This is a genomic window from Georgenia sp. AZ-5, assembly GCF_043952095.1.
Taxonomy (GTDB): Bacteria; Actinomycetota; Actinomycetes; order Actinomycetales; family Actinomycetaceae; genus Georgenia.
The window spans coordinates 1,566,822-1,585,815 of sequence record NZ_JBINOU010000001.1 but is presented as its reverse complement, the minus strand read 5'-3'; the positions used below and the strand labels follow the sequence as shown (position 1 = coordinate 1,585,815).

Annotated in this window: 20 protein-coding genes and 2 tRNA genes; 10 read left to right on the top strand and 12 right to left on the bottom strand. The window is 72.7% G+C overall.

From position 1 onward, the window contains the following. The 5 genes from ACF0H8_RS07585 to ACF0H8_RS07565 form a co-directional block, all read right to left on the bottom strand. Positions 1–987 carry a carbohydrate ABC transporter permease gene (locus ACF0H8_RS07585; RefSeq protein ID WP_395288344.1) on the bottom strand — a complete coding sequence of 329 codons (987 nt, stop codon included), beginning with the start codon at positions 985–987 and terminating at the stop codon, positions 1–3. 109 nt (positions 988–1,096) lie between these two features. After that, entirely contained in the window at positions 1,097–2,497 is a 1,401-nt protein-coding gene (locus ACF0H8_RS07580; protein ID WP_395288343.1) for an ABC transporter substrate-binding protein, read from the bottom strand. A 63-nt stretch (positions 2,498–2,560) separates the two neighbouring features. Beyond that, positions 2,561–4,309 carry a thiamine pyrophosphate-binding protein gene (locus ACF0H8_RS07575; protein ID WP_395288342.1) on the bottom strand — a complete coding sequence of 583 codons (1,749 nt, stop codon included), beginning with the start codon at positions 4,307–4,309 and terminating at the stop codon, positions 2,561–2,563. Between the two features lie 35 nt (positions 4,310–4,344). Then, the gene (locus tag ACF0H8_RS07570; protein ID WP_395288341.1) at positions 4,345–5,043 is read right to left on the bottom strand and encodes a GntR family transcriptional regulator; all 699 of its coding nucleotides are present in this window, start codon (positions 5,041–5,043) and stop codon (positions 4,345–4,347) included. 182 nt (positions 5,044–5,225) lie between these two features. Beyond that, entirely contained in the window at positions 5,226–6,698 is a 1,473-nt protein-coding gene (locus ACF0H8_RS07565; protein ID WP_395288340.1) for an FGGY-family carbohydrate kinase, read from the bottom strand. Between the two features lie 317 nt (positions 6,699–7,015). On the opposite strand from ACF0H8_RS07565, the gene ACF0H8_RS07560 reads away from it, so the two are divergent. Both ACF0H8_RS07560 and ACF0H8_RS07555 read left to right on the top strand, forming a co-directional pair. After that, complete coding sequence (locus ACF0H8_RS07560) at positions 7,016–7,204, top strand: hypothetical protein (RefSeq protein ID WP_395288339.1); 189 nt, start codon at positions 7,016–7,018, stop codon at positions 7,202–7,204. Between the two features lie 96 nt (positions 7,205–7,300). Further along, positions 7,301–7,690 carry a hypothetical protein gene (locus tag ACF0H8_RS07555; protein ID WP_395288338.1) on the top strand — a complete coding sequence of 130 codons (390 nt, stop codon included), beginning with the start codon at positions 7,301–7,303 and terminating at the stop codon, positions 7,688–7,690. Positions 7,691–7,993: 303 nt separating this feature from the next. On the opposite strand, the gene ACF0H8_RS07550 is transcribed toward ACF0H8_RS07555, so the two are convergent. Next, positions 7,994–8,067, bottom strand: a tRNA-Pro gene (locus ACF0H8_RS07550). Between the two features lie 126 nt (positions 8,068–8,193). Here ACF0H8_RS07550 and ACF0H8_RS07545 point away from each other — a divergent pair. After that, positions 8,194–8,267 (top strand) — tRNA-Gly (locus tag ACF0H8_RS07545). A gap of 148 nt (positions 8,268–8,415) precedes the next feature. Here the strand turns inward: ACF0H8_RS07545 and rpmF are convergent. The 3 genes from rpmF to rpmG form a co-directional block, all read right to left on the bottom strand. After that, positions 8,416–8,583 (bottom strand): 50S ribosomal protein L32, encoded by a 168-nt coding sequence (gene rpmF, locus ACF0H8_RS07540; protein WP_043496948.1) that lies wholly within the window; start codon positions 8,581–8,583, stop codon positions 8,416–8,418. Between the two features lie 171 nt (positions 8,584–8,754). After that, positions 8,755–9,003, bottom strand: a complete 249-nt coding sequence (locus tag ACF0H8_RS07535) for a type B 50S ribosomal protein L31 (protein WP_395288337.1) — start codon at positions 9,001–9,003, stop codon at positions 8,755–8,757. 75 nt (positions 9,004–9,078) lie between these two features. Beyond that, positions 9,079–9,249, bottom strand: a complete 171-nt coding sequence (gene rpmG / locus ACF0H8_RS07530; RefSeq protein ID WP_395288336.1) for a 50S ribosomal protein L33 — start codon at positions 9,247–9,249, stop codon at positions 9,079–9,081. Positions 9,250–9,336: 87 nt separating this feature from the next. Here rpmG and ACF0H8_RS07525 point away from each other — a divergent pair, with 87 nt between their 5' ends. The 3 genes from ACF0H8_RS07525 to epsC all read left to right on the top strand — a co-directional run bounded on the left by ACF0H8_RS07525 (position 9,337) and on the right by epsC (position 11,759). Beyond that, positions 9,337–9,972 carry an IMPACT family protein gene (locus ACF0H8_RS07525; RefSeq protein ID WP_395288335.1) on the top strand — a complete coding sequence of 212 codons (636 nt, stop codon included), beginning with the start codon at positions 9,337–9,339 and terminating at the stop codon, positions 9,970–9,972. 262 nt (positions 9,973–10,234) lie between these two features. Beyond that, positions 10,235–11,170: a cysteine synthase A gene (gene cysK, locus ACF0H8_RS07520; RefSeq protein ID WP_395288334.1), complete on the top strand. Its 936-nt coding sequence runs from the start codon at positions 10,235–10,237 to the stop codon at positions 11,168–11,170. A gap of 1 nt (position 11,171) precedes the next feature. Next, positions 11,172–11,759, top strand: coding sequence for a serine O-acetyltransferase EpsC (gene epsC / locus ACF0H8_RS07515; protein WP_395288333.1), 588 nt, complete (start codon positions 11,172–11,174; stop codon positions 11,757–11,759). A gap of 27 nt (positions 11,760–11,786) precedes the next feature. Here the strand turns inward: epsC and ACF0H8_RS07510 are convergent, their stop codons facing one another. Further along, positions 11,787–12,965, bottom strand: coding sequence for an Fpg/Nei family DNA glycosylase (locus tag ACF0H8_RS07510; RefSeq protein ID WP_395288332.1), 1,179 nt, complete (start codon positions 12,963–12,965; stop codon positions 11,787–11,789). After that, positions 12,958–13,320, bottom strand: a complete 363-nt coding sequence (locus tag ACF0H8_RS07505) for an MGMT family protein (RefSeq protein ID WP_395288331.1) — start codon at positions 13,318–13,320, stop codon at positions 12,958–12,960. The genes ACF0H8_RS07510 and ACF0H8_RS07505 overlap by 8 nt, the downstream gene beginning before the upstream one ends. A gap of 21 nt (positions 13,321–13,341) precedes the next feature. Between ACF0H8_RS07505 and ACF0H8_RS07500 the strand changes: the two genes are divergently transcribed. Continuing rightward, entirely contained in the window at positions 13,342–14,049 is a 708-nt protein-coding gene (locus ACF0H8_RS07500) for a hypothetical protein (protein WP_395288330.1), read from the top strand. A gap of 114 nt (positions 14,050–14,163) precedes the next feature. Continuing rightward, a complete protein-coding gene (locus ACF0H8_RS07495; RefSeq protein ID WP_395288329.1) occupies positions 14,164–15,453 on the top strand; it encodes a GNAT family N-acetyltransferase in 1,290 nt (429 codons plus the stop codon). A 56-nt stretch (positions 15,454–15,509) separates the two neighbouring features. Here ACF0H8_RS07495 and ACF0H8_RS07490 read toward each other — a convergent pair whose 3' ends face one another. Next, positions 15,510–15,965, bottom strand: coding sequence for a ribose-5-phosphate isomerase (locus ACF0H8_RS07490; protein ID WP_395288328.1), 456 nt, complete (start codon positions 15,963–15,965; stop codon positions 15,510–15,512). A gap of 112 nt (positions 15,966–16,077) precedes the next feature. Here ACF0H8_RS07490 and ACF0H8_RS07485 point away from each other — a divergent pair, with 112 nt between their 5' ends. Together ACF0H8_RS07485 and ACF0H8_RS07480 are read left to right on the top strand one after the other, a co-directional pair. Continuing rightward, positions 16,078–18,198 (top strand): M13 family metallopeptidase, encoded by a 2,121-nt coding sequence (locus ACF0H8_RS07485; protein WP_395288327.1) that lies wholly within the window; start codon positions 16,078–16,080, stop codon positions 18,196–18,198. Positions 18,199–18,600: 402 nt separating this feature from the next. Then, positions 18,601–18,978 (top strand): hypothetical protein, encoded by a 378-nt coding sequence (locus tag ACF0H8_RS07480; RefSeq protein WP_395288326.1) that lies wholly within the window; start codon positions 18,601–18,603, stop codon positions 18,976–18,978. Positions 18,979–18,994: the final 16 nt, after the last annotated feature.

The window sequence follows — 18,994 nt, the reverse complement described above, 5'->3', positions numbered from 1 at the left end:
TCACAGCTCCTTTCCGTGCGTGCGGTTCCAGTAGAGGACGGAGCCGATCGACAGCACGGAGGAGATCAGCAGCATCACGATCGCCAGCGCGGAGCCGAAGCCGTAGTTGAGGAACTGGAACGCCTGCTCGTAGATGTAGGTGCTCATCAGGTGCGTAGAACCACCAGGCCCGCCCTCGGTCATCACCCAGATGAACGGGAAGGACAGGAACGAGTCGACGGCCTTGAAGCTGAGGGTGACGAAGATGACCGGCTTCATCAGCGGAAGGATGATGTGCCGCAGCCGTTGGACGTACGAGGCCCCGTCCACCCGGGCCGCGTCGATCACGTTCCGGTCCAGGCTGTCCAGCCCACCGGCGAGGAGCAGGAAGACCCACGGCGACCACGCCCAGATGACCGTGATGATGATCGCCCACAGCGCCAGGCTCGATTCCCCCAGTGGCGGCGGGATCACTCCTTCGAGGCCGAGCGTGCGCAGGAACTGCTGGTTGGGCGGCGCCCACATGATGGTGCGCCAGAACACCGCGGAGGCGGTGGGGATGATGAGGATGGGCAGCATGAACAGCATGCGGAAGACCTTCGCCACCGCCGGTCGCATGGAGAACAGCAGCAGCGCCTGGGTGAACCCGATGAGGAAGTCCGCGGTGATGACGACGACGACGTACAGCAGCGTCCGCAACAGCGACGCGACGAACGCAGGGTCTCCGCCGGAGAGGATCTCGGCGTAGTTCTGCAGCCCGACGAACTCGTCGATCCCGCGCCGCAGGTCGTACCGGCGCAGGCTGAGGAACACCGCGTAGCCCAGCGGGACGACGATGAGGGCGAGGATGGCGACCAGGGCCGGGAGCATGAAGAGCCAGTAGTTGGGGCGGCGCACGCCCCGCCCGGGGGCTGTCTCCGGGCCCCGTGGTGCGGCGCCTCGCGGTGTGGCCCGGATGACTACGGCGGTGCCGCCGCCGGTCACGGTGCCCGATGGGATGTCGCTCACGGATTCTCCTCGTTCTCCGTGGTCAGGTGGCCGGCGGGACGGGCGCTGCCCGCCCCGCCGGCCCGCACGATCGGCCGTCCGACTGTCCGGTGCCGGTGCACATCGGCCTTCAGTCCACGACGCCGGAGGCCTCGGCCTCCTCCTGGATGGCCTGACCGCTGGTCCGCGCGTACTCCTCCGGGGACAGCTGGCCCTGGAAGAGCTGCTCGACGAGCGGGATGTTGACCGCCTGCCGGATGCGGCCCGTGGCCGTGGTGATCCGGTACGGTTGCGAGTTCTCGACGGTCTGGGCCACGCCCTCGGGGATGAGGTTCTCCGCGGTCGCCCATTCGAGCGGCTCGAGGTCCGTCGGGACGAACACGCCCTCGCCCTCGCTGAGCGCCAGCTGGAGGTTCTCCTCCGTCATCAGCCACGTGATGAACTCCCAGCCGGCGTCCTGCGCGTCGGCGCACTCCGGGATGCCGTAGCCCCAGAAGAACACGATCCCGCTGCCGTCCTCGGCGAAGTTCGGTGGTTCGAACGACCCCGACGGGCCGATCCGGGACGTGACGTTCTCGGCGTTGAACTGCGCCCAGGGCAGGTAGATGTGGTCGTAGATCATCGCGGCGCGCCCGTCGGTGTAGAAGGACGTCGCCTCGCCCGTGGCCATGGCGGTGACCTCACTGGGCGCGTGACCCTTACGCACGAAGTCGGTGATCCAGGTCGCCGCGTCCGCGACGATCTCCTGGTTCTCGGTGTGCTCGGGTCCCCACAGGGCGTTGCCCTGCTCGTCCTGGTACCCGACGACCCCGTGCCGGAAGATCAGATCCGCGACCGTGGTCTCGGCTGAGTCACCCTGCCCGGAGAACACGATGCCGTACTCGGTGCCGTTGCCCGTGAAGAACTCCGCAACGTCCACGATCTGCTCGGGGGTCTCCGGGGGCACCGGGAGCGGATAGCCGTACCGCTCCTCGAACGCCGCCTGGTTGTCCGGGTTGGCGAACAAGTCCTGGCGGTAGGCAATCGCCTTGCTGCCGGAATAGTACGGGTGGTACTTCAGCTGGTCGTCGTACGTCATGGCGCCCTCGGCCCAGCCCACGTGCCGGGAGAGCAGCTCCTCCGGGCTCGACCCGTCCCGATCCAGGAAGGCCCCGAGGTCGGCCATGTGCTGCGCCGCCCCGGGCAGGGCGCCGTCGAGCATCTCCACCGCGTCGTAGGTGCACCCGCCCGCGGTGACGTCCCGCAGGAACGTGCCCTCGATGTCGACCGTGCCAACCTCGTCGAGCTCGACCGTGATGCCGGTCTCCTGCTCGAACTCGCCGAGCCGGTCCCACACCGGGTTGAACTGCTGGTGCCCGGAGCTCACCAGGACGCGGATCGTCTGTCCCTCGAGATCCGCCGGCTCGGGGGACTCCCCGGCGCCGTTGCCGTCACCGCCGCCCGCACAGGCCACGAGCGCGAGCGTGAGCGTGAGCGTGACGCCGGAGGCCGCTGCCGCGAAGGCAGGACGCTTGAGTTTTCCTCGTCTCATTTCTTCACCATCCCCATGGCGTCGTTGCCGCTAGGTGTCCATGGCTTGCGGAGGCCCGCCTCCTCATTCCTCGGTGTTCATCACCTCGCTGTCGGTGCTGAACAGGGGGAACGTCCAGGCGCTGACCTCGGGATCGATGCGCGCGTCGACCAGACCGGCACGGCGGCTGTCGAGGATCGAGCCCACGGCCCGCGCCAGCTCCTCCCCGGTGTTCGCGCGGTAACTGGGGATGCCGAAGGCCGCAGCGACCATGGCGTAGTCGGACTCGACGAAGCTGACGCCGATGTTGCGGCCCTCGCCGAACAGGTGGTCCTGCTCCTGGCGGATGTTGCCGTACGAGGAGTCGTTCATGATCACCAGGCAGACCGCGGTCTCCTCGCGAACCACCGTCTCGAGCTCGCCGAGGGTCATGCCCAGGGAACCGTCCCCGATGAGGGCGACCAGCGGCCGCTCGCCGTTGATCATCTTGGCTGCGATGGCGGCCGGCAGGCCGAACCCCATGTTCCCGAAGCCCACCGGCTTCAGGTAGGTCCCCGCCGTCCGGACCTGCCACAGGTAGGACCACACGCCGGGATTACCGGCGTCGACGATGAGCATGGTGTCGTCCGGCGCCTGGTCGCGTACCGCCTTGATCGCCGTGGCCGGCGCCATCGGCGCAGCGGCCATGTCCACGTCCACGGCCCGGCGCCACCACTCGGCCTTGGTTTCCCGTAGGGCTTCGAGGCGACGGCGGCCGGCGTCCGTGGAGCCCGCGCCGCCGCGGGCCAGAGCCTCGTGCAGCGCCTCCACAGTCAGCCGCGCGTCGCCGAGGATGCCGAAGGTGCGCCCGGGGTAGTTGCGGCCGAGGTACTCGGGGGCGACGTCGATCTGGATCAACGTCTCGGGCAGCCGGACCGCCCACCGGGAGGTGGAGATCGCGTTCATGCTGTTGCCGACGGCGACCACCAGGTCCGCCTCGCGGAGCACCTTGTGCCCCAGCGACGTTCCCATGCGGGTCACCGAGCCGAACACGTGGGGGTGGCCGCTCGGGACGGCGCCGATCGCGTTGAAGGTGGTCACCACCGGGAGGTCATAGGCCTCGGCCAGCCGCAGCACGGCGTCGGCTGCCCGGGAGATCTGCACACCGTTGCCGATCCACAGCATCGGCCGCCGCGAGCTGACGATCAGCTCAGCCGCCCGGTCGACCGCCCGGGGGTCGCCGACCGGGCGCTGCGCAGCTACCCGAGCCGGCGCGACCGGCTCGAGAGGGCCGAGCTCGACCGAGCCCTCCAGAGCGTCGCGGGCGAGATCGACCAGGACGGGTCCGGGGTTGCCGAGGGTGGCCCTGAGCGCGGCTTCCTGCAGGACCCCGGGGATCGACGCCGTGTCGGTGACCAGGGTCGCCCACTTCGTCAGCGGTCGGAAGATCGAGACGTGGTCCGCGTTCTGCGCGTCATCCCGGTCGATGTACGGCGCCCGGTTGTTGCAGGTCAGGACCAGCACGGGGCTCGAGTCGCGCAGCGCCCCGCCGACCCCGGTGAGCAGGTTGGTGGCCCCGGGCCCGGTAGTCGCAAGGCACACGCCGGGCACGCCCTGGATGCGGCCCGCGGCGTCCGCCATCACGGCCGCCGCCCCCTCGTGCCGGGTGGTCACGAAGGTGAAGCCGGGCTCGTCGAGGATGGCGTCGGTGATCGCCAGGGTCTGCCCTCCGGGCACCCCGTACATACGGCCGATCCCCATTCGCTTGAGCGTCTCGACGACGAGCTGACCGCCGGTCCAGACCTTCTTGCCGCTGGTGATGTCGGACCTGAGGTCGTCCGTGGTGGCATTCAACTGGGGGCTCCGTTCTCCTTGTTCGGGTGCGGCGGTCAGCGACGCATCTCGACCCAGACGGGCAGCTCGGGCCGCGACCAGCTGCGGGCGAACTCGACGGGGACGTTGGCGGTGGCGCGGGTGAGCCGCTCGCTCGCGAGCAGCGGCGTTCCCTCGGCGACCCCCAGCAGACGCGCGTGCCACTCGGTGGCGGCGACGGCGAGGATCTTCTGCTCGGCGCGCTGCAGCTCCACGCCGGTGGTCGCCAGGTACTCGTAGAGGGAGGCGTCGTTCATGTCGGCCGACGCGAGCCCCGGCGCGACGCGCACCGGGACCCAGACCTGGTTCAGCGACACCGGCCTACCGTCGATGGTGCGCACCCGTACCAGCTCGACGACCCTGGCCCCGTTAGGCAGCTCGAGCAGCTCGGCGACGTCCTCGTCCGGATCGGTCTCTCGCTGGACGACGACGCGTGCGCCCGCCGTCGCCCCGTCGACATCCTCGGTGAAGCCGCGCAGCCGGTCGATCGAGCGGGACACCGCGCGGTTCTTCGCGACGAATGTCCCGGACCCGCGGCGCCGGACCAGCAGGCCCTGGCGCACCAGGCCGTCGACGGCGTGGCGGACCGTCATGCTGGCGACACCGAACCGCTCCATGAGCTCGCGCTCGGTGGGGATCCGCTGACCTGGCTGCCACTCGCCGGCCTCGAGCTGAGCTCGCAGCGTCTCGCGGATGCGGCGGTACTCAGGAACCAATGGACGCTCGCTTCCTTGCGAACTTCGCTAGACATCTAGATAACTAGGGAACGCGACCGTGCGCCCGCTGTCAACCTTTCCGGCCAGCCAACGTGCCATCACGTGGGCGCCCCGGTCCGGAGGCACGGCCGGCTCAGCAGGCCACGCCCGCATGGTTGCCGCTGCTTGCGCGGCCGGGTCTGTCACCGGGCGGCGTCATGGCTGAACGCGGCCGCCCAGGCGGCATACGCATCAGCGAGCGAAGCTCGCGCGCGTGCGTCCGGTTCGTAGACCTCCCCGCGGGGGATGAGGTGTCGTGCCGCGTCCTCCACCGAGGAGTACAGGCCCGCCGCGACGCCGGCCAGCATTGCCGCGCCACGGCTCGTCGCCATCCCGTCCCCGACACCCTCCACGGGCAGGCCCCACGTCGAGGACCGCAACCGGAGGATGTCCGGCCGACGTGCCACGCCGCCCACGACCACGACGGAATCCACCGTGCGCCCGGCGGCGGCCAGGGCCCGGAGGCCGTCCGCCATAAGGAAGGCGGCACCCTCCTGGGCCGCACTCAGAATGTCCTCCCGTCGCCGGTCGGCGGTGAGGCCGCGGATGCTGCCGACCCGGCGCAGGTCCCAGTACGGGAAGCGGTGCCCGGTCAGCGCGGTGTCGACGAGCACGCCCCGGGACCCTGCCGGCACCGCCAGCAGCGCGCGGTCGAGATCCTCGTACATGGCTTCGACGCCGGGGTAGCCGAATAGCCCCGCCAGCCACGCGATGGCGCCGCCCGTCAAGCCGGTCGCACCGCCGACCGTCCACAGCGCCGGGAGCGGGTGAGCGTTCGTCGTGAGCACCCCTCGGTCGTCGAACACGGGCGCATCCGTGACGTGGACCAGCACGTCGGTGCTTCCCGCGATGTCCACGGTCCGCCCCGGCGCGGTCGCCCCGGCGCCCAGCGAACCGATGGTCCCATCGGGGCCGCCGACCGCGACGACCGTGCCCCGCCCCACCCCGCACGCCACGGACGCTGCGGCACCGACCCACCCCGCCACGTCGTCGGCGCGTCGCACGGGCGGCAGGAGGGCGCCGGGGACGTCCAGACGGCGGGCCAGCTCGCTCGACCACCGCCCACGCGCGACGTCGAACACGAGGGTGTAGCTCGCGTGCGTGGGATCCGTGACGTGCTCGCCGGTCAGCCTGGCGACGACATAGTCCTTGACGCTGAGGATCGCCGCGGCGTCGTCGACCACGTGCGGCTGCGTGGCCGCGAGCATCCGGAGCCGCACGCCGGGCAGCTCGACGGCCAACCGTCGGCCAAGCGGAACCGGTGAGTCGGCAAGTCGCCCGCCGACGTCGTCGAGATATCCGTCCGCCGTCCTGTCCGGCCAGAGGAAGATCGGGGTCAGGGCGGCGCCATGGCGGTCCACGAGCACGAGCCCGAGCTGCGCCGAGACCCCGACGGCCGCCACGCGGTGGCCGGTGGCCGCGCGCCGGACCGCCTGCGCCGTCAGCCTCCAGCAGCGTTCCGCATCGAGAATGGCCTCGTCTGGACGCGCCCGTTCGATGGGGGTGGGCAGCCCATTGCTTGTCAGCACGTCCCCGGTGAGGGAGAGCACGGTGGCCCGGATCGCCGAGGTTCCTATGTCAACCGCTAGGATCGTCGGCTCGTCGGTCGGCGTCATACGGTCTCCAGTCCTTGCCGCATGATGAGGCGCAGGACACCGGTCATGTCAAGCAGCCGAGATAGGGCCGGAAAAGGCCGCCGGGGCCGTCCAGCGTGACCAAGCCCGCGAGGGCGATGCAGAAATCCACGGGCAACAACGCTTCCCAGCAGGCAACTGCGTTCTGCGGAGGGACAACGCGGGCCGCGCGCACATCATGTTCTGCCGGTGCATCGAGTCCGGTCACTGCCCTGGCGACGGCCGCGACCTGCGAGGCGTGCTCGCCACCTAGCGCCCACGCACGCGGCACGGCGATAGCCGAGCACTACGCTCCGGACATGGCCACGACTCCGCGGCGACGGCGCCCCGCGGTGCTCATCGCGATCGGCGTCGCCTTCCTCCTGGCCGGCGCGCTCCAGCTCGCCCTCAACGGCGCGGACTCCGGCGGCCGGGGAACCATCACCGCGGGAGTCCTCGCGATCGGCGTCGGCATCGCCCTCACCCGCTCGCGCAGAGGCGACCACTAGAAGTCGGCCAACGGTCATCGGCGCTTGCCGTGCGAGCACGCAGTTCTGTGCTTCCGGTCAGCCTCACCATGAACCGGACCCCGCCACGGTCCAGGCATGCACTTCCGCCCCGGCCATGCCCCGCCACTGCGGGTCGGCCCACCGCAGGACGTGCTGTCCGCCGTCGTCCTCGACCGAGGCCCGGAGATAATCGTGGCCCTCAATCCGCTGCGGTGCTATCCGTCCGGCATCGAGCTCGCCGTCGCCGTGCGCACCCGCCGACCTGTCCCCGGCCTCTACTACCGGGTCATCGGCCGCAACCACCAGGGCGCGCCCGTCGCCCACCCGCTCAATCTGGCCATCCGTGTCGCCGACGGCACCACCCTCGACCCTCGCTACGTCAGCGACGGCGAGCCCGACCCGACCCTCACCGCCCGCAGCTCCGAAGGCAGCGACGATGCCGTCGACGCGTCCTACTGGCTCGCGCTCCTCCTGCTGGCCCGCTGACAGTCGTCTGCTCCGGGCCCAAGCGCGGCATCTCCGAGACGGTGACCCCTCTCGATGTCGACGAGGTCCACGCCGCCGCGGACCGCCTCCTGCTGCTGGACGCCGACGAGCTGCTGGGTGATCAAGAGCGGCTCTAGGTCCGCGGCGCTGCTCATGCCGCCCAGGTGTGAGGCGTGCCCGGTTCGCTCACCGCTCGGAGACCGCGGTAGTTCTGGAAGTTGGTCGTTTGTTGGTCATCGGCCGATCTGAGGGCAAGAAAGATGGGTCTCGACCTGCTTTGTGCAGGTCAGCAACCCATCTCGGTCGGGATGGACGGATTCGAACCGACGACCTTCCGCTCCCAAAGCGGACGCGCTACCAAGCTGCGCCACATCCCGTCGCGCCGGTGACGGCGCCAGCGGCGATTCTACGGGCCGGGCAGCCGCGTCCGGCACAGCCTTCGCCGCCGGCGGCGCCGGAGCCGGAGAGCTGTGGTTAGAATTCCCTCTGCGGAGCCACCGCACGCGGGTGTAGCTCAATGGTAGAGCCTCTGCCTTCCAAGCAGATGGTGCCAGTTCGATTCTGGTCACCCGCTCCAGCGCCAGTCGGGTCGACCCGATTTGAGGCGCGCGTCGCTCACCGCGCCTCCCCGCACCACCATCCGGCCCCTCCCCTGCCGGCCGCGCCACGACAAGAGCCCCCCACCCGGAACGGGTGAGGGGCTCTCGCGAAGGTGCTGCCGAGGATCAGTCCTCGACGAGCATGCCCTTCTGGTAAGCCTTGGCCAGTCGCCGCGGCACCTTCACCTCGCGGCCCTGGACGCGGACGGCGACGAGCTCGGTGAGCTCGGCCTTCCACTGGGACCGGCGAGAGCGGGTGTTGCTGCGGGACATCTTGCGCTTCGGAACTGCCATGCCCTTGCCGCTCCTTCCGTCGATAGGGGTTAAATTGCCGACGCCTACCCTCCCACGTGCAGGGGGCGTCTGACCAACCTGAGCAGCCTACAGCACCTGTGAGATTGCCCTCTGGGCGCACCCCGGTCGCGGCGCCACCGAGTACCGGCGGCACCGCGCCGAGGGCGGCGGTTACTGCTTCTGCCCGTACCGGCGGCGGAACTTCTCCACGCGGCCGGCGGTGTCGACCACGCGGGAGCGGCCCGTGTAGAACGGGTGCGAGGCCGACGAGATGTCCACGTCGACCACGGGATAGGTGTTCCCGTCCTCCCACTCGATGGTCTTGTCCGAGGTCAGCGTCGACCGCGTCAGGAACGCGAAGTCCGCTGCGGTGTCCCGGAAGACCACCGGCCGGTACTGCGGGTGGATGTTCGGCTTCATGGTTGCTCCTCTCCTGCGGCGCCACGCCGAGAGGCCTCCAGGATGCCTCCCGCCCGCGCCCGCCGCGCGGCGACGTCACCGCTCCTCGCGGTACTCCACGTGGCGGCGGACGACGGGGTCGAACTTGCGCAGCACGAGCCGCTCCGGGTCGTTCCGCCTGTTCTTCCGCGTCACGTAGGCGTGCCCGGTGCGTGCACCCGAGCGCAGGGTGACGACGGGCCTGGTCTCGGTGCTCCGCCTGGCCATGCCCGGCCCCTTTCCTGAGAATCGTTCTCGGCCGTCGGGTAGAACACCGGTGCCCGGGAATCATTCCCGGCGCGGGATACTCCCCTGGTGAGGGACCTCCGGCTGGCCCGCGGCGAAGACGTCGTCGCCGAGACCGAGGTGCGCCGCTCCCGGTTCATCACCCTGCTGCGCCGCGTCGAGGACGAGGACGCCGCCCGCCGGCTGGTCGCGGACGCGCGCCGGCGCCACCCGGACGCCCGGCACCACCGCTCCGCCTACATCGTCGAGGTGCCCGGTACGTCCGCGGTCGAGCGTTCCTCCGACGACGGCGAGCCCGCCGGCACGGCCGGCATGCCCATGCTCGAGGTGCTACGCGGGTCCGGCCTCAGCGACGTCGCCGCGGTCGTCGTCCGCTACTTCGGCGGCATCAAGCTGGGCACCGGCGGCCTCGTCCGGGCGTACTTCGGCGCCGTCCACGCCGCGCTGACGATCGCGCCCGTCGTCCGCCTGGAGCGGCTGCGGCTGTGGGAGGTGGCTCTGCCGCACGGCGACGCCGGGCGCGTGCAGGCCGACCTCATGGGCCGCGGGGTCCCCGTGACCGGCGCGGAGTACGGCACCGGCGCCGTGACGCTCACGCTGGCCGGGCCGGACGACGGCACGGTCGCCCGGCTGCTGGCGGCCCTCACCTCGGGGACGGTCACGCCGCGGCGCGGCGGCACGGCAGTCGTGGAGCACCCGCTGTGACGCGCGCGAGGGAAATCACACGCTAGGGTTGTTGAGGCTTCAAGGCCGGCCCGGAGGGCCAGCCCCGCGCACCAACGAAAGGGACGCCGCCGCCGTGAGCAGCATGCTCGTCGCCCGCGCCTCCGCCGTGGTGCCCGCATGCCGCCCCTGTCTGTAGAGCGCCGGGCTCTAGCGTGCGGGCATCCCGCATGCCTGGCGCTCCGATGACCGCCCCGCTCACCCCGTGCCCGGCCGAGGCACGCCCCCAAGGAAGAGGAGACCCATGGCCACCATCTACAACGACGTCACCGAGCTCATCGGGCGCACCCCGCTGGTCCGGCTGAACAAGATCACCGACGGCGCCGGCGCAACCGTGCTGGCCAAGCTCGAGTTCTACAACCCGGCCAGCTCCGTCAAGGACCGCATCGGCGTCGCCATCGTCGACGCCGCCGAGGCCTCCGGCCAGCTCCCGCCGGGCGGCACCATCGTGGAGGCCACCTCGGGCAACACCGGCATCGCGCTGGCGATGGTCGGCGCCGCCCGCGGCTACGACGTCGTGCTGACCATGCCCTCGTCCATGAGCAAGGAGCGCCGGGCGCTGCTTCGCGCCTTCGGCGCCGAGCTCGTCCTCACCGAGCCCGCCGCCGGCATGAAGGGCGCGGTGGAGAAGGCCGAGGAGATCGCGGCCGAGCGGCCGGGCGCCGTCCTGGCCCGGCAGTTCGCCAACGAGGCCAACCCCAAGATCCACCGCGAGACCACCGCGGAGGAGATCTGGAACGACACCGACGGCGCCGTGGACGCCGTCGTGTCCGGCATCGGCACCGGGGGCACCATCACCGGCGTCGGCCAGGTGCTCAAGAGCCGCAAGCCCGAGGTGAAGATGTTCGCCGTCGAGCCGGCCGAGTCCCCGATCCTCAACGGCGGCGCGCCCGGGCCGCACAAGATTCAGGGCATCGGCGCGAACTTCGTCCCGGAGATCCTCGACACCGCCATCTACGACGAGGTCCTGGACGTCGACGCCGACACCGCCGTGCAGTGGGCCCGCCGGGCCGCCACCGAGGAGGGTCTGCTCGTCGGGCTGTCCTCCGGCGCCGCGCTCGCCGCCGCCGTCAACATCGCCCACCGCCCGGACATGGAGGGCAAGACGATCGTCGTCGTCATCCCGTCCTCCGGGGAGCGCTACCTCTCGACGATCCTCTTCGAGGGCCTGGTCGACTGACGTGCCCGACGAGCACGTGCCGCTCCGCCAGCAGCTGCTGGAGGACCTCCAGGCTGCGCGCCGCCGCGACCCGGCCGCGCGCAGCCTGGCGGAGGTGGCGCTGGCCTACCCCGGCGTCCACGCGCTGTGGATGCACCGGCTGGCGCACCGGATGTGGCACGCGAGCCCCCTGCTGAAGCTGCCGGCCCGGCTGCTCTCGCAGTTCGCGCGGGCGCGCACGGGGATCGAGATCCACCCCGGTGCGCGGCTGGGCCGCCGGCTGTTCATCGACCACGGCATGGGCGTCGTCATCGGCGAGACCGCCGAGGTGGGCGCCGACGTGGTGATGTTCCACGGCACCACCCTCGGCGGCACGTCGATGAGCCGCGGGAAGCGCCACCCCACCGTCGGCGACCGGGTGATGATCGGCGCCGGCGCCAAGGTCCTGGGCCCGGTGACCATCGGCCCCGACGCCCGGGTGGGCGCCAACGCCGTCGTGGTCAAGGACGTCCCGGCCGGGGCGGTCGCCGTGGGCGTGCCCGCCCGGCCGCGGCCGGCGCCGGCAGCGATCGTCGCGGACCCGTACGCCGACCCGGCGGTCTACATCTGAGGCGGTGGCCGGCGGGACGGCGACCGGTCAGGAGCTTCGCGGCGCCCGCTGGCAGCGCGGGCACCAGAACACCCGGCGCCCCGCCATGGGCGTCTCCGCCACGCGCGTCCCGCACACGAGGCAGCCCTCCCCCGACCGGCGGTACACGTACCACCGGTCGTCGTCGTCGCGGCGGTGCTCCGGCCGGGTGGTGACGATCCGTCCGGTGGCCACGCCGTCGGCCATCAGGGCGGCCAGGTCGTCCCACATGGCCCTCAGCCGCGCCGCCGGGACGTCGCGGCCCAGGCGCAGCGGGTGCAGCCGGGCCCGGTACAGCGCCTCCGCGCGGTAGATGTTGCCCACGCCGGAGACCACCGACTGGTCCATGAGCAGCTCACCGACCGCCCGCCGCCGCGCGCGCACCGCCTCCACGAAGGCGTCGCGGTCGCCGTCGCGCCGGAGCGGGTCGGGCCCGAGGCGGGCGTGCACCGCCGCCTTCTCCTCCCAGGTGACCACCTCGCACGCCGTCGGGCCGGTGAGGTCCGCGACCCCGTGCTCGCCGAGGAGCCGGACCCGCACCGCGCCGCGCGGTGCGGGCGGGTGCCAGGCCGGGAGGGCGAGCGGGCCGGTGCCCGCCCCCGGCGGAGAGGGCTCCGCCGCCGCACCGGCGGGCACGGCCTCGGGTGCGCGGCGCCCGCCCGGGTCCCCAGACGGCCCCTCCCCCGCCGGCGCGCCGACGGGCGCGGGCACGTCGTCCGGTGCGTCGTCGGGCGAGGGCGCGGAGCCGCCGGGCGAGGCGGCCGACTCGGCCGACAGGGGCGGGAGCGCCGTCTCCTCCTCCGAGACGCGGCGCCGCGGAGCGCCGATCGCGTGCGGGGCTCGGAAGGAGCTGTCGCCGGCGAACGTCCACGAGCCGTACAGGCCGAGGTGTACCCGCAGCCACCGCAGGCCGTCGGGCGGGGTCTCCCAGGGCGTGATCTCTCCGGGGGTGGCCTCGCCGGGCGCGGCGTCGCGGGGCGCCTGCGCGCCGTTTGGCGCGGCGCCGTCGGGCGCGAAGCCGAGGAAGAGCTGCTTGCCGTGCGCCTCCGTCGTCACCAGCGTGTGGCCGTCCAGCAGGGCGGCGCCGTCGGCGAACCGGCCCTGCGGAGAGCTGACCTCGAGCCGCTGACCGCCGAAGAGCTCGGCGAACGCGTACGCGAGCCGGTGGACGGTGTGCCCCTCAGGCATCGGCCGGTCTCACCCCGGCGGGCGCCTCCCAGCAGGTCGGCGCGTCCCACAGGGCGTGCCGCAGCTCGACCCGGCCGGGCACGAACGGGCTCAGCGGCGTGCCCTCCTCCCGGTAGTGCGCCATCGCACGCTCGCGCAGCGGGCGCGGTAGCGTCCCGTCCGCGCGCACCACGCGCCACCACGGCACCTCCGCCCCATAGGTGGCCATGACCGCCCCGACGTGCCGGGCGTGCCCGTGACCGGTGCGCGCCCGCACGGCCTCGGCGACGAGGGCGTAGGTGGTGGCGCGCCCGGGCGGGACCTGGTCGACGACGTCCAGCACGAGCTCGGTCAGCTCCGTCCGCTCTGGGTGCACCCGCATATGATCGCAGGCACGATGACGAACGACACCACGGCCGCCGGGCCGCGCGCCACCGAACCGCACTACTGCGAGCACTGCAACGACTCCGTCCCCCACGAGCACCTCGACATCAAGGCAGTCGTCGCCGGCGCGCGCCGCGACGCCTTGCGCGAGGCCGGCTGGATGACGGCGGCGTCGGCCGTCGCCGCTGGCGCGGCGGCCGGGCTGGCGGCTGTCGCGGCGGGGACCGCCCCGGCCCTCACGGCGCTCGGCGTGACCGTCGCCGGCTGGGTCGTCACCACGCTGGCCGGTCTCGGCGTCCTGGGCGCCACCCGGGCCCGGCTGGCCGACTCCGGCGCCGTGCTCGCCGGCTCCTTCACGACGGCGGCCCTGACCCCCCTCGTCGCTCTCGCCGTGGCCCTGCTCACCGGGGGCGGGTGGGCCGTGGCGCTGGTCGCGGGCGCCGCGTGGCTGCTGTGCGGCGCCCTGGCCGCGCTGGCCCGCGCCCGCACCTACAGGGCGCTGCTGCTCCAGCCGGGCGAGGCCGGCGAGCGGGCCCGGAGCGCCGCCGTCGCCCGCAGCCGCCGCCCAGGGCGCCGCGAACCGGTGAGCTGGCTGCTCCAGGCCGTGGCGGTGGCCGTGTGCGTGTGGGCGCTGACGCCGCTGCCGGCGCTGGTGGTCGTGCTCGTGCCGCTCGCGGTGGTCGGCGTCGTTGCCCAGGCACGGAGACGGCAGGGCCGGTAGGACGCGCCGCGCCACGCGGGTCCGGCGCACCGTCGCCGCGGACGAGTGCCTGAGACGTCCCGCCCCGCCAATTTTCGTCGTCGTCGCGGCCGCCGCGCTGGCATGCTGGCCGCCGTGAGCACCGTCACCACCCTTCCCCAGGTCTCCCTCCCCACCGGCTACCGCCTGGCCGAGGTCGACGACACCGTCCACCGGCAGGCCGTCATCGACGTCGACGAGTGGGCCTTCGCGGAGCAGACCGACGAGGCCGACGCGGCCGCGAGGGTCTGGCCGCTCGAGCCGGGCCGGTCCGTCGGGGTCTGGGACGAGCGGGACCCGCGGGCGCCCCGGCTGGCCGCCTTCCACTCCTCCTACGCCTTCGCGATGCCTGTGCCGGGCGGCGACCGGCTGCCCACAGCCGGGCTGACGTGGGTCAGCGTGCACCCCGGGCACCGCCGCCGCGGGCTCGCCCGCGCGATGCTCACCGCCCACCTCCACCGCTCCCTCGCACGTGGCGAGGTCCTCTCGGCCCTCAACGCGGCCGAGGTGGGGATCTACGGCCGCTACGGGTACGGCGTCGCCACCCACCACCTCCACGTCACCGTGGGCCGCGGCGCGACCCTCCGGGCGGTGCCCGGCAGCGAGGATCTCGTCGTCGAGCTGGACACCGCCGACCGCGACCGGCACGCCGGCCTCGTCCAGGCCGTGCACTCCTCGGTGGACCGGCCCGGCTGGCTCACCCGCGACACCGCCGCCATGCGCGCGCGGGTGCTGGTGGACCGGCCCTCGGACCGGCGCGGCGCCGAGGCGCTGCGCATCGCCGTCGTGCGGGCCGGTGACGGCGCGCCGCGGGCGTACGCGCTGTTCCGCCGCCGCTCCGTGTGGTCCGAGGCGCACCTGCCACAGGGTGTGGTCCAGGTGCGCGAGGCCGTGGCTCTCGACGCCGCCGCCGCGCGGGCGCTCTGGGGCACGCTGGCGGACCTGGACCTCATGGGATCGGTCGAGGCCCGGCACCTGCCCACCGACGACCCCCTCCACGGCCTGCTGGTGGACCACCGGGCGGCGCGCGTCGTCGAGCACGACGACGTCTGGCTGCGCCTGCTGGACGCGCCCGCGGCCCTGACGCGCCGGCGCTACCAGCGCGACGTCGACGTGGTGCTCCAGGTGCGCGACGCGGTCCTGCCCGGCAACGACGGCCGGTGGCGGCTGCGCGGTGGCCCCGGCGGGGCCGAGGTCACCCGGGCCACCGGGCCGGCCGACCTCGCGCTGGACGTCGCCGACCTCGCCGCGGCGTACCTGGGCGGCACGTCGCTGGGCGCGCTGGCCCTGGCCGGGCGGGTCACCGAGCTGACGCCGGGCGCGCTGGCGCCGGCCTCCGCGGCCTTCGGCTGGCCGGTCGCGCCCGGCACCACCTGGGGCTTCTGACCCCGCGTCGCGCAGGCAGCCGCCGGGCCGGGACCGCGTGGCCGGCCCCGGCGACCTCAGGCCTTGTGCGCCTCCTCGTAGGCGGCGAGAAGGTCGATGCGCCGCTGGTGGCGCGCGTCGCCGGAGAACGGCTCGGCGAGAAAGGCGTCGACGATCTGCAGGGCGTCGTCGAGGGAGTGCATGCGGCCGCCGAGCGCGACGACGTTGGCGTCGTTGTGCGCCCGGCCCAGCTTCGCCGTCTCGACGTTCCACGCGAGCGCCGCGCGCACGCCCTTGACCTTGTTCGCCGCGATCTGCTCGCCGTTGCCGGAGCCGCCGAGGACGATGCCCAGGGAGCCGGGGTCGGCCACGACGGCCTCGCCCGCCGCCAGGCACATGGGCGGGTAGTCGTCGTCGGGGTCGAGCTCCTGGGCCCCGTGGTCCACGACGTCGTGGCCGGCAGCGGAGAGGTGCCGGGAGAGCGCTGCCTTGAGCTCGAATCCCGCATGGTCTGCGGCGATATGGATACGCATGAGCGTCATTGTGCCAAGTGCCACGGTGTGCCCGCGCCGCCCGCCCGCGGGCCGGCCGGGAGCCCGGCCGGTGCGCGAGCCCCGCGCGGGCGGCTCCGGCTAGGGTCGGAGGATGACGACGACCGATGTCACCGGCGCACAGGGACCCATGAGCGACCTCGAGGCCATGGACGCCTCGGTGCGCCCGCAGGACGACCTCTTCCGCCACGTCAACGGCACCTGGCTGCGCGAGCACGTCATCCCCGCCGACCGCGCCCGCGACGGCTCCTTCCTGGTGCTGCGCGACCTGTCCGAGGAGCGGGTGCGCGCCATCATCGAGGAGTCCGCCGCCCGGGCGGGGAGGGCGGGCGCGGACGCCCCCGGCGCCGACCCGGCCCGCGACGCTGCCGACGCGGGCGACGCGGCCAATGCGGCCGAGGCGGGCGACGCGGCCGAGGCGGGCGACGCGGCCGACGCGGCCAATGCCAAGAAGATCGGCGACCTGTACGCCTCCTTCATGGCGACCGAGCGCATCGAGGCGCTCGGCACGAACCCGCTGCGCGCGGACCTGGAGCTGCTCACGGCCGCGCTCGACAAGGAGGCCCTCACGCGGGCCATCGGCTCGCTCCAGCCCACCGGCGTCACGGGCGGCGCCGGCTACGGCGTCGACACCGACCTCAACGACCCGGACCGGTACATCATGTTCTTCTGGCAGTCCGGCCTCGGGCTGCCCGACGAGTCGTACTACCGCGAGGAGCAGTTCGCCGAGATCCGCACCGCCTACGTCGCCCACGTGGCGACCATGCTCGCGCTCACCGGGCTGGTCACCGAGGACGAGGCCATGGGCGCCGCCGAGCGGGTCATGCAGGTGGAGAAGACGCTCGCGGCCGGCCACTGGGACCGGGTGAAGTCCCGCGAGGCCGACCTCATCAACAACCCGATGACGTGGGAGGAGCTGGTCGCGGCGGCACCCGGCTTCGACTGGGAGCTGTGGCGCACGGCGCTGGGCGTGCCCGAGGGTGCGTTCGACCAGCTCATCGTCGCCATGCCCTCGTACATGGAGCACTTCGCCCGCTCCTGGGAGCATCTCGACGCCGACTCGTTGCGGATGTGGCTGACCTGGCACGTCGTCCACGCCCGCGCCCCCTACCTGCCGCAGGCGTTCGTCGACGAGAACTTCGACTTCTACGGCCGCACCCTCACCGGGGCCGAGGAGCTGCGCGAGCGGTGGAAGCGCGGCGTCGCCCTCACCGAGGGGTCGCTCGGGGAGGCCGTGGGCGAGCTCTACGTCGCCCGGCACTTCCCGCCCGAGCACAAGGCCGCCATGCAGCGCCTCGTGGACAACCTCATCGCCGCCTACCGCGAGTCCATCACCGCGCTGGACTGGATGAGCGAGGAGACGAAGGCGCGGGCGCTGGCCAAGCTCGACACGTTCCGCCCCAAGATCGGTTACCCCGACAAGTGGCGTGACTACTCCCGGCTGGAGATCGACCCCGCGGACCTCCTCGGCAACGTCCGGGCCGCCCACCTCTTCGAGGAGCGGCGCGACCTCGACAAGCTCGGCCGCCCCATGGACCGCGACGAGTGGTTCATGCCGCCGCAGATGGTCAACGCCTACTACAACCCCACCTGGAACGAGATCGTCTTCCCCGCCGCGATCCTCCAGCCGCCGTTCTTCGACCCGGCGGCCGACGACGCCTGGAACTACGGCGGAATCGGCGCGGTCATCGGCCACGAGATCGGTCACGGGTTCGACGACCAGGGCTCGAAGTACGACAGCACCGGCCGCCTGACGGACTGGTGGACCGAGGAGGACCGCGCCGAGTTCGAGAAGCGCACGAAGGCGCTCATCGCGCAGTACGACGTGTACACCCCGGCACAGCTGGACGGCTCGCACCACGTCAACGGCGCGCTGACCGTCGGGGAGAACATCGGCGACCTCGGCGGTCTGTCCATCGCCATCAAGGCGTACGACATAGCGCTGCGCGCGCAGGGGCTCGGCGGTCTGGCGGACGCCCCGGTGATCGACGGCCTGACCGGCCTGCAGCGGGTGTTCATCTCCTGGGGCCGCATCTGGCGGGAAAAGGGTCGCGACGCCGAACTCATCCGGCTGCTGACGATCGACCCGCACTCCCCCGCGGAGTTCCGCTGCAACGGCGTGGTCCGGAACATCGACGCCTTCGCCGAGGCGTTCGACGTCCGGCCCGGCGACGGCCTGTACCTGCGCCCCGAGGAGCGTGTGCGCATCTGGTGACGGCCCGGCGTCAGGCATGACGCCCGCGGGCATCGAGGAGGATCCGTCAGGCATGCCCTGACGGATCCGCCTCGTTGTCGCGGCCGGAGCGAGCCGCCGGACCCCGCACGCGCCGAACAGGCCCCAACCGTCGATCTGGAAGGATTTCGACGGATTAGGGCCTGTTCGCGCGCTGGATCCGACTTCTCCGGAGCCGACTACCAGCACGCCTTCCACTCCACCGGCCGCGACGGCGACCAGATGGGGCCGGGTCAGCTCCCCGCACTACCGCGAAATGGGCCCAGACCCTGTACATGACTGGCGGCTCGAGCGCCCTGTCACCTGGGGGAACGAGCACAAGGACGCGGTGCCCCCGCTGACCTCGGTGACCTCGGTGACCTCGGTGACCTCGGTGACCAGAGCATGATCACCCGCGCGGACCTCGAGGGCGGCACCTACCTGACGGCCGACGTCTGGGCGGGCACCACGGACTCGACGGTCACCGTCTCGATCGACGGCGGGGAGCCGGTCCCCGGGGAGATCAACCAGCCGGCGGACGGCGAGGGTCTGCTGCGTGGCATCGAGTGGTCCCACCCCTACGCCCTGGTCCGCCAGCTCACCAACGCGCGGATGTCCTACCAGTCGACGTCGGGCGACCCGGAGGCGCAGGGGCTGCACCTCTACAACGGCCAGGTCTACGGCCCCTTGGTGCCGCGTCCTCACGGACGGACCACCGGCCCGGCATCCTCCTCGCCGAGGGTGCCGGGCCCGCCCGTCTGCGCACCTCCACCCGCACAGTGACGTGGTCGAGCTCGAC

Excerpts from the sequence above, each read along its gene's own strand:
- ACF0H8_RS07510 (WP_395288332.1), bottom strand. The coding sequence starts at position 12,965 with ATGCCTGAGGGGCACACCGTCCACCGGCTCGCGTACGCGTTCGCCGAG.
- ACF0H8_RS07560 (WP_395288339.1), top strand. The coding sequence starts at position 7,016 with ATGGCCACGACTCCGCGGCGACGGCGCCCCGCGGTGCTCATCGCGATC.
- ACF0H8_RS07580 (WP_395288343.1), bottom strand. The coding sequence starts at position 2,497 with ATGAGACGAGGAAAACTCAAGCGTCCTGCCTTCGCGGCAGCGGCCTCC.
- rpmG (WP_395288336.1), bottom strand. The coding sequence starts at position 9,249 with ATGGCCAGGCGGAGCACCGAGACCAGGCCCGTCGTCACCCTGCGCTCG.
- rpmF (WP_043496948.1), bottom strand. The coding sequence starts at position 8,583 with ATGGCAGTTCCGAAGCGCAAGATGTCCCGCAGCAACACCCGCTCTCGC.
- ACF0H8_RS07565 (WP_395288340.1), bottom strand. The coding sequence starts at position 6,698 with ATGACGCCGACCGACGAGCCGACGATCCTAGCGGTTGACATAGGAACC.
- ACF0H8_RS07500 (WP_395288330.1), top strand. The coding sequence starts at position 13,342 with ATGACGAACGACACCACGGCCGCCGGGCCGCGCGCCACCGAACCGCAC.
- ACF0H8_RS07535 (WP_395288337.1), bottom strand. The coding sequence starts at position 9,003 with ATGAAGCCGAACATCCACCCGCAGTACCGGCCGGTGGTCTTCCGGGAC.
- ACF0H8_RS07485 (WP_395288327.1), top strand. The coding sequence starts at position 16,078 with ATGACGACGACCGATGTCACCGGCGCACAGGGACCCATGAGCGACCTC.
- ACF0H8_RS07480 (WP_395288326.1), top strand. The coding sequence starts at position 18,601 with ATGATCACCCGCGCGGACCTCGAGGGCGGCACCTACCTGACGGCCGAC.
- ACF0H8_RS07555 (WP_395288338.1), top strand. The coding sequence starts at position 7,301 with ATGCACTTCCGCCCCGGCCATGCCCCGCCACTGCGGGTCGGCCCACCG.
- cysK (WP_395288334.1), top strand. The coding sequence starts at position 10,235 with ATGGCCACCATCTACAACGACGTCACCGAGCTCATCGGGCGCACCCCG.
- ACF0H8_RS07490 (WP_395288328.1), bottom strand. The coding sequence starts at position 15,965 with ATGCGTATCCATATCGCCGCAGACCATGCGGGATTCGAGCTCAAGGCA.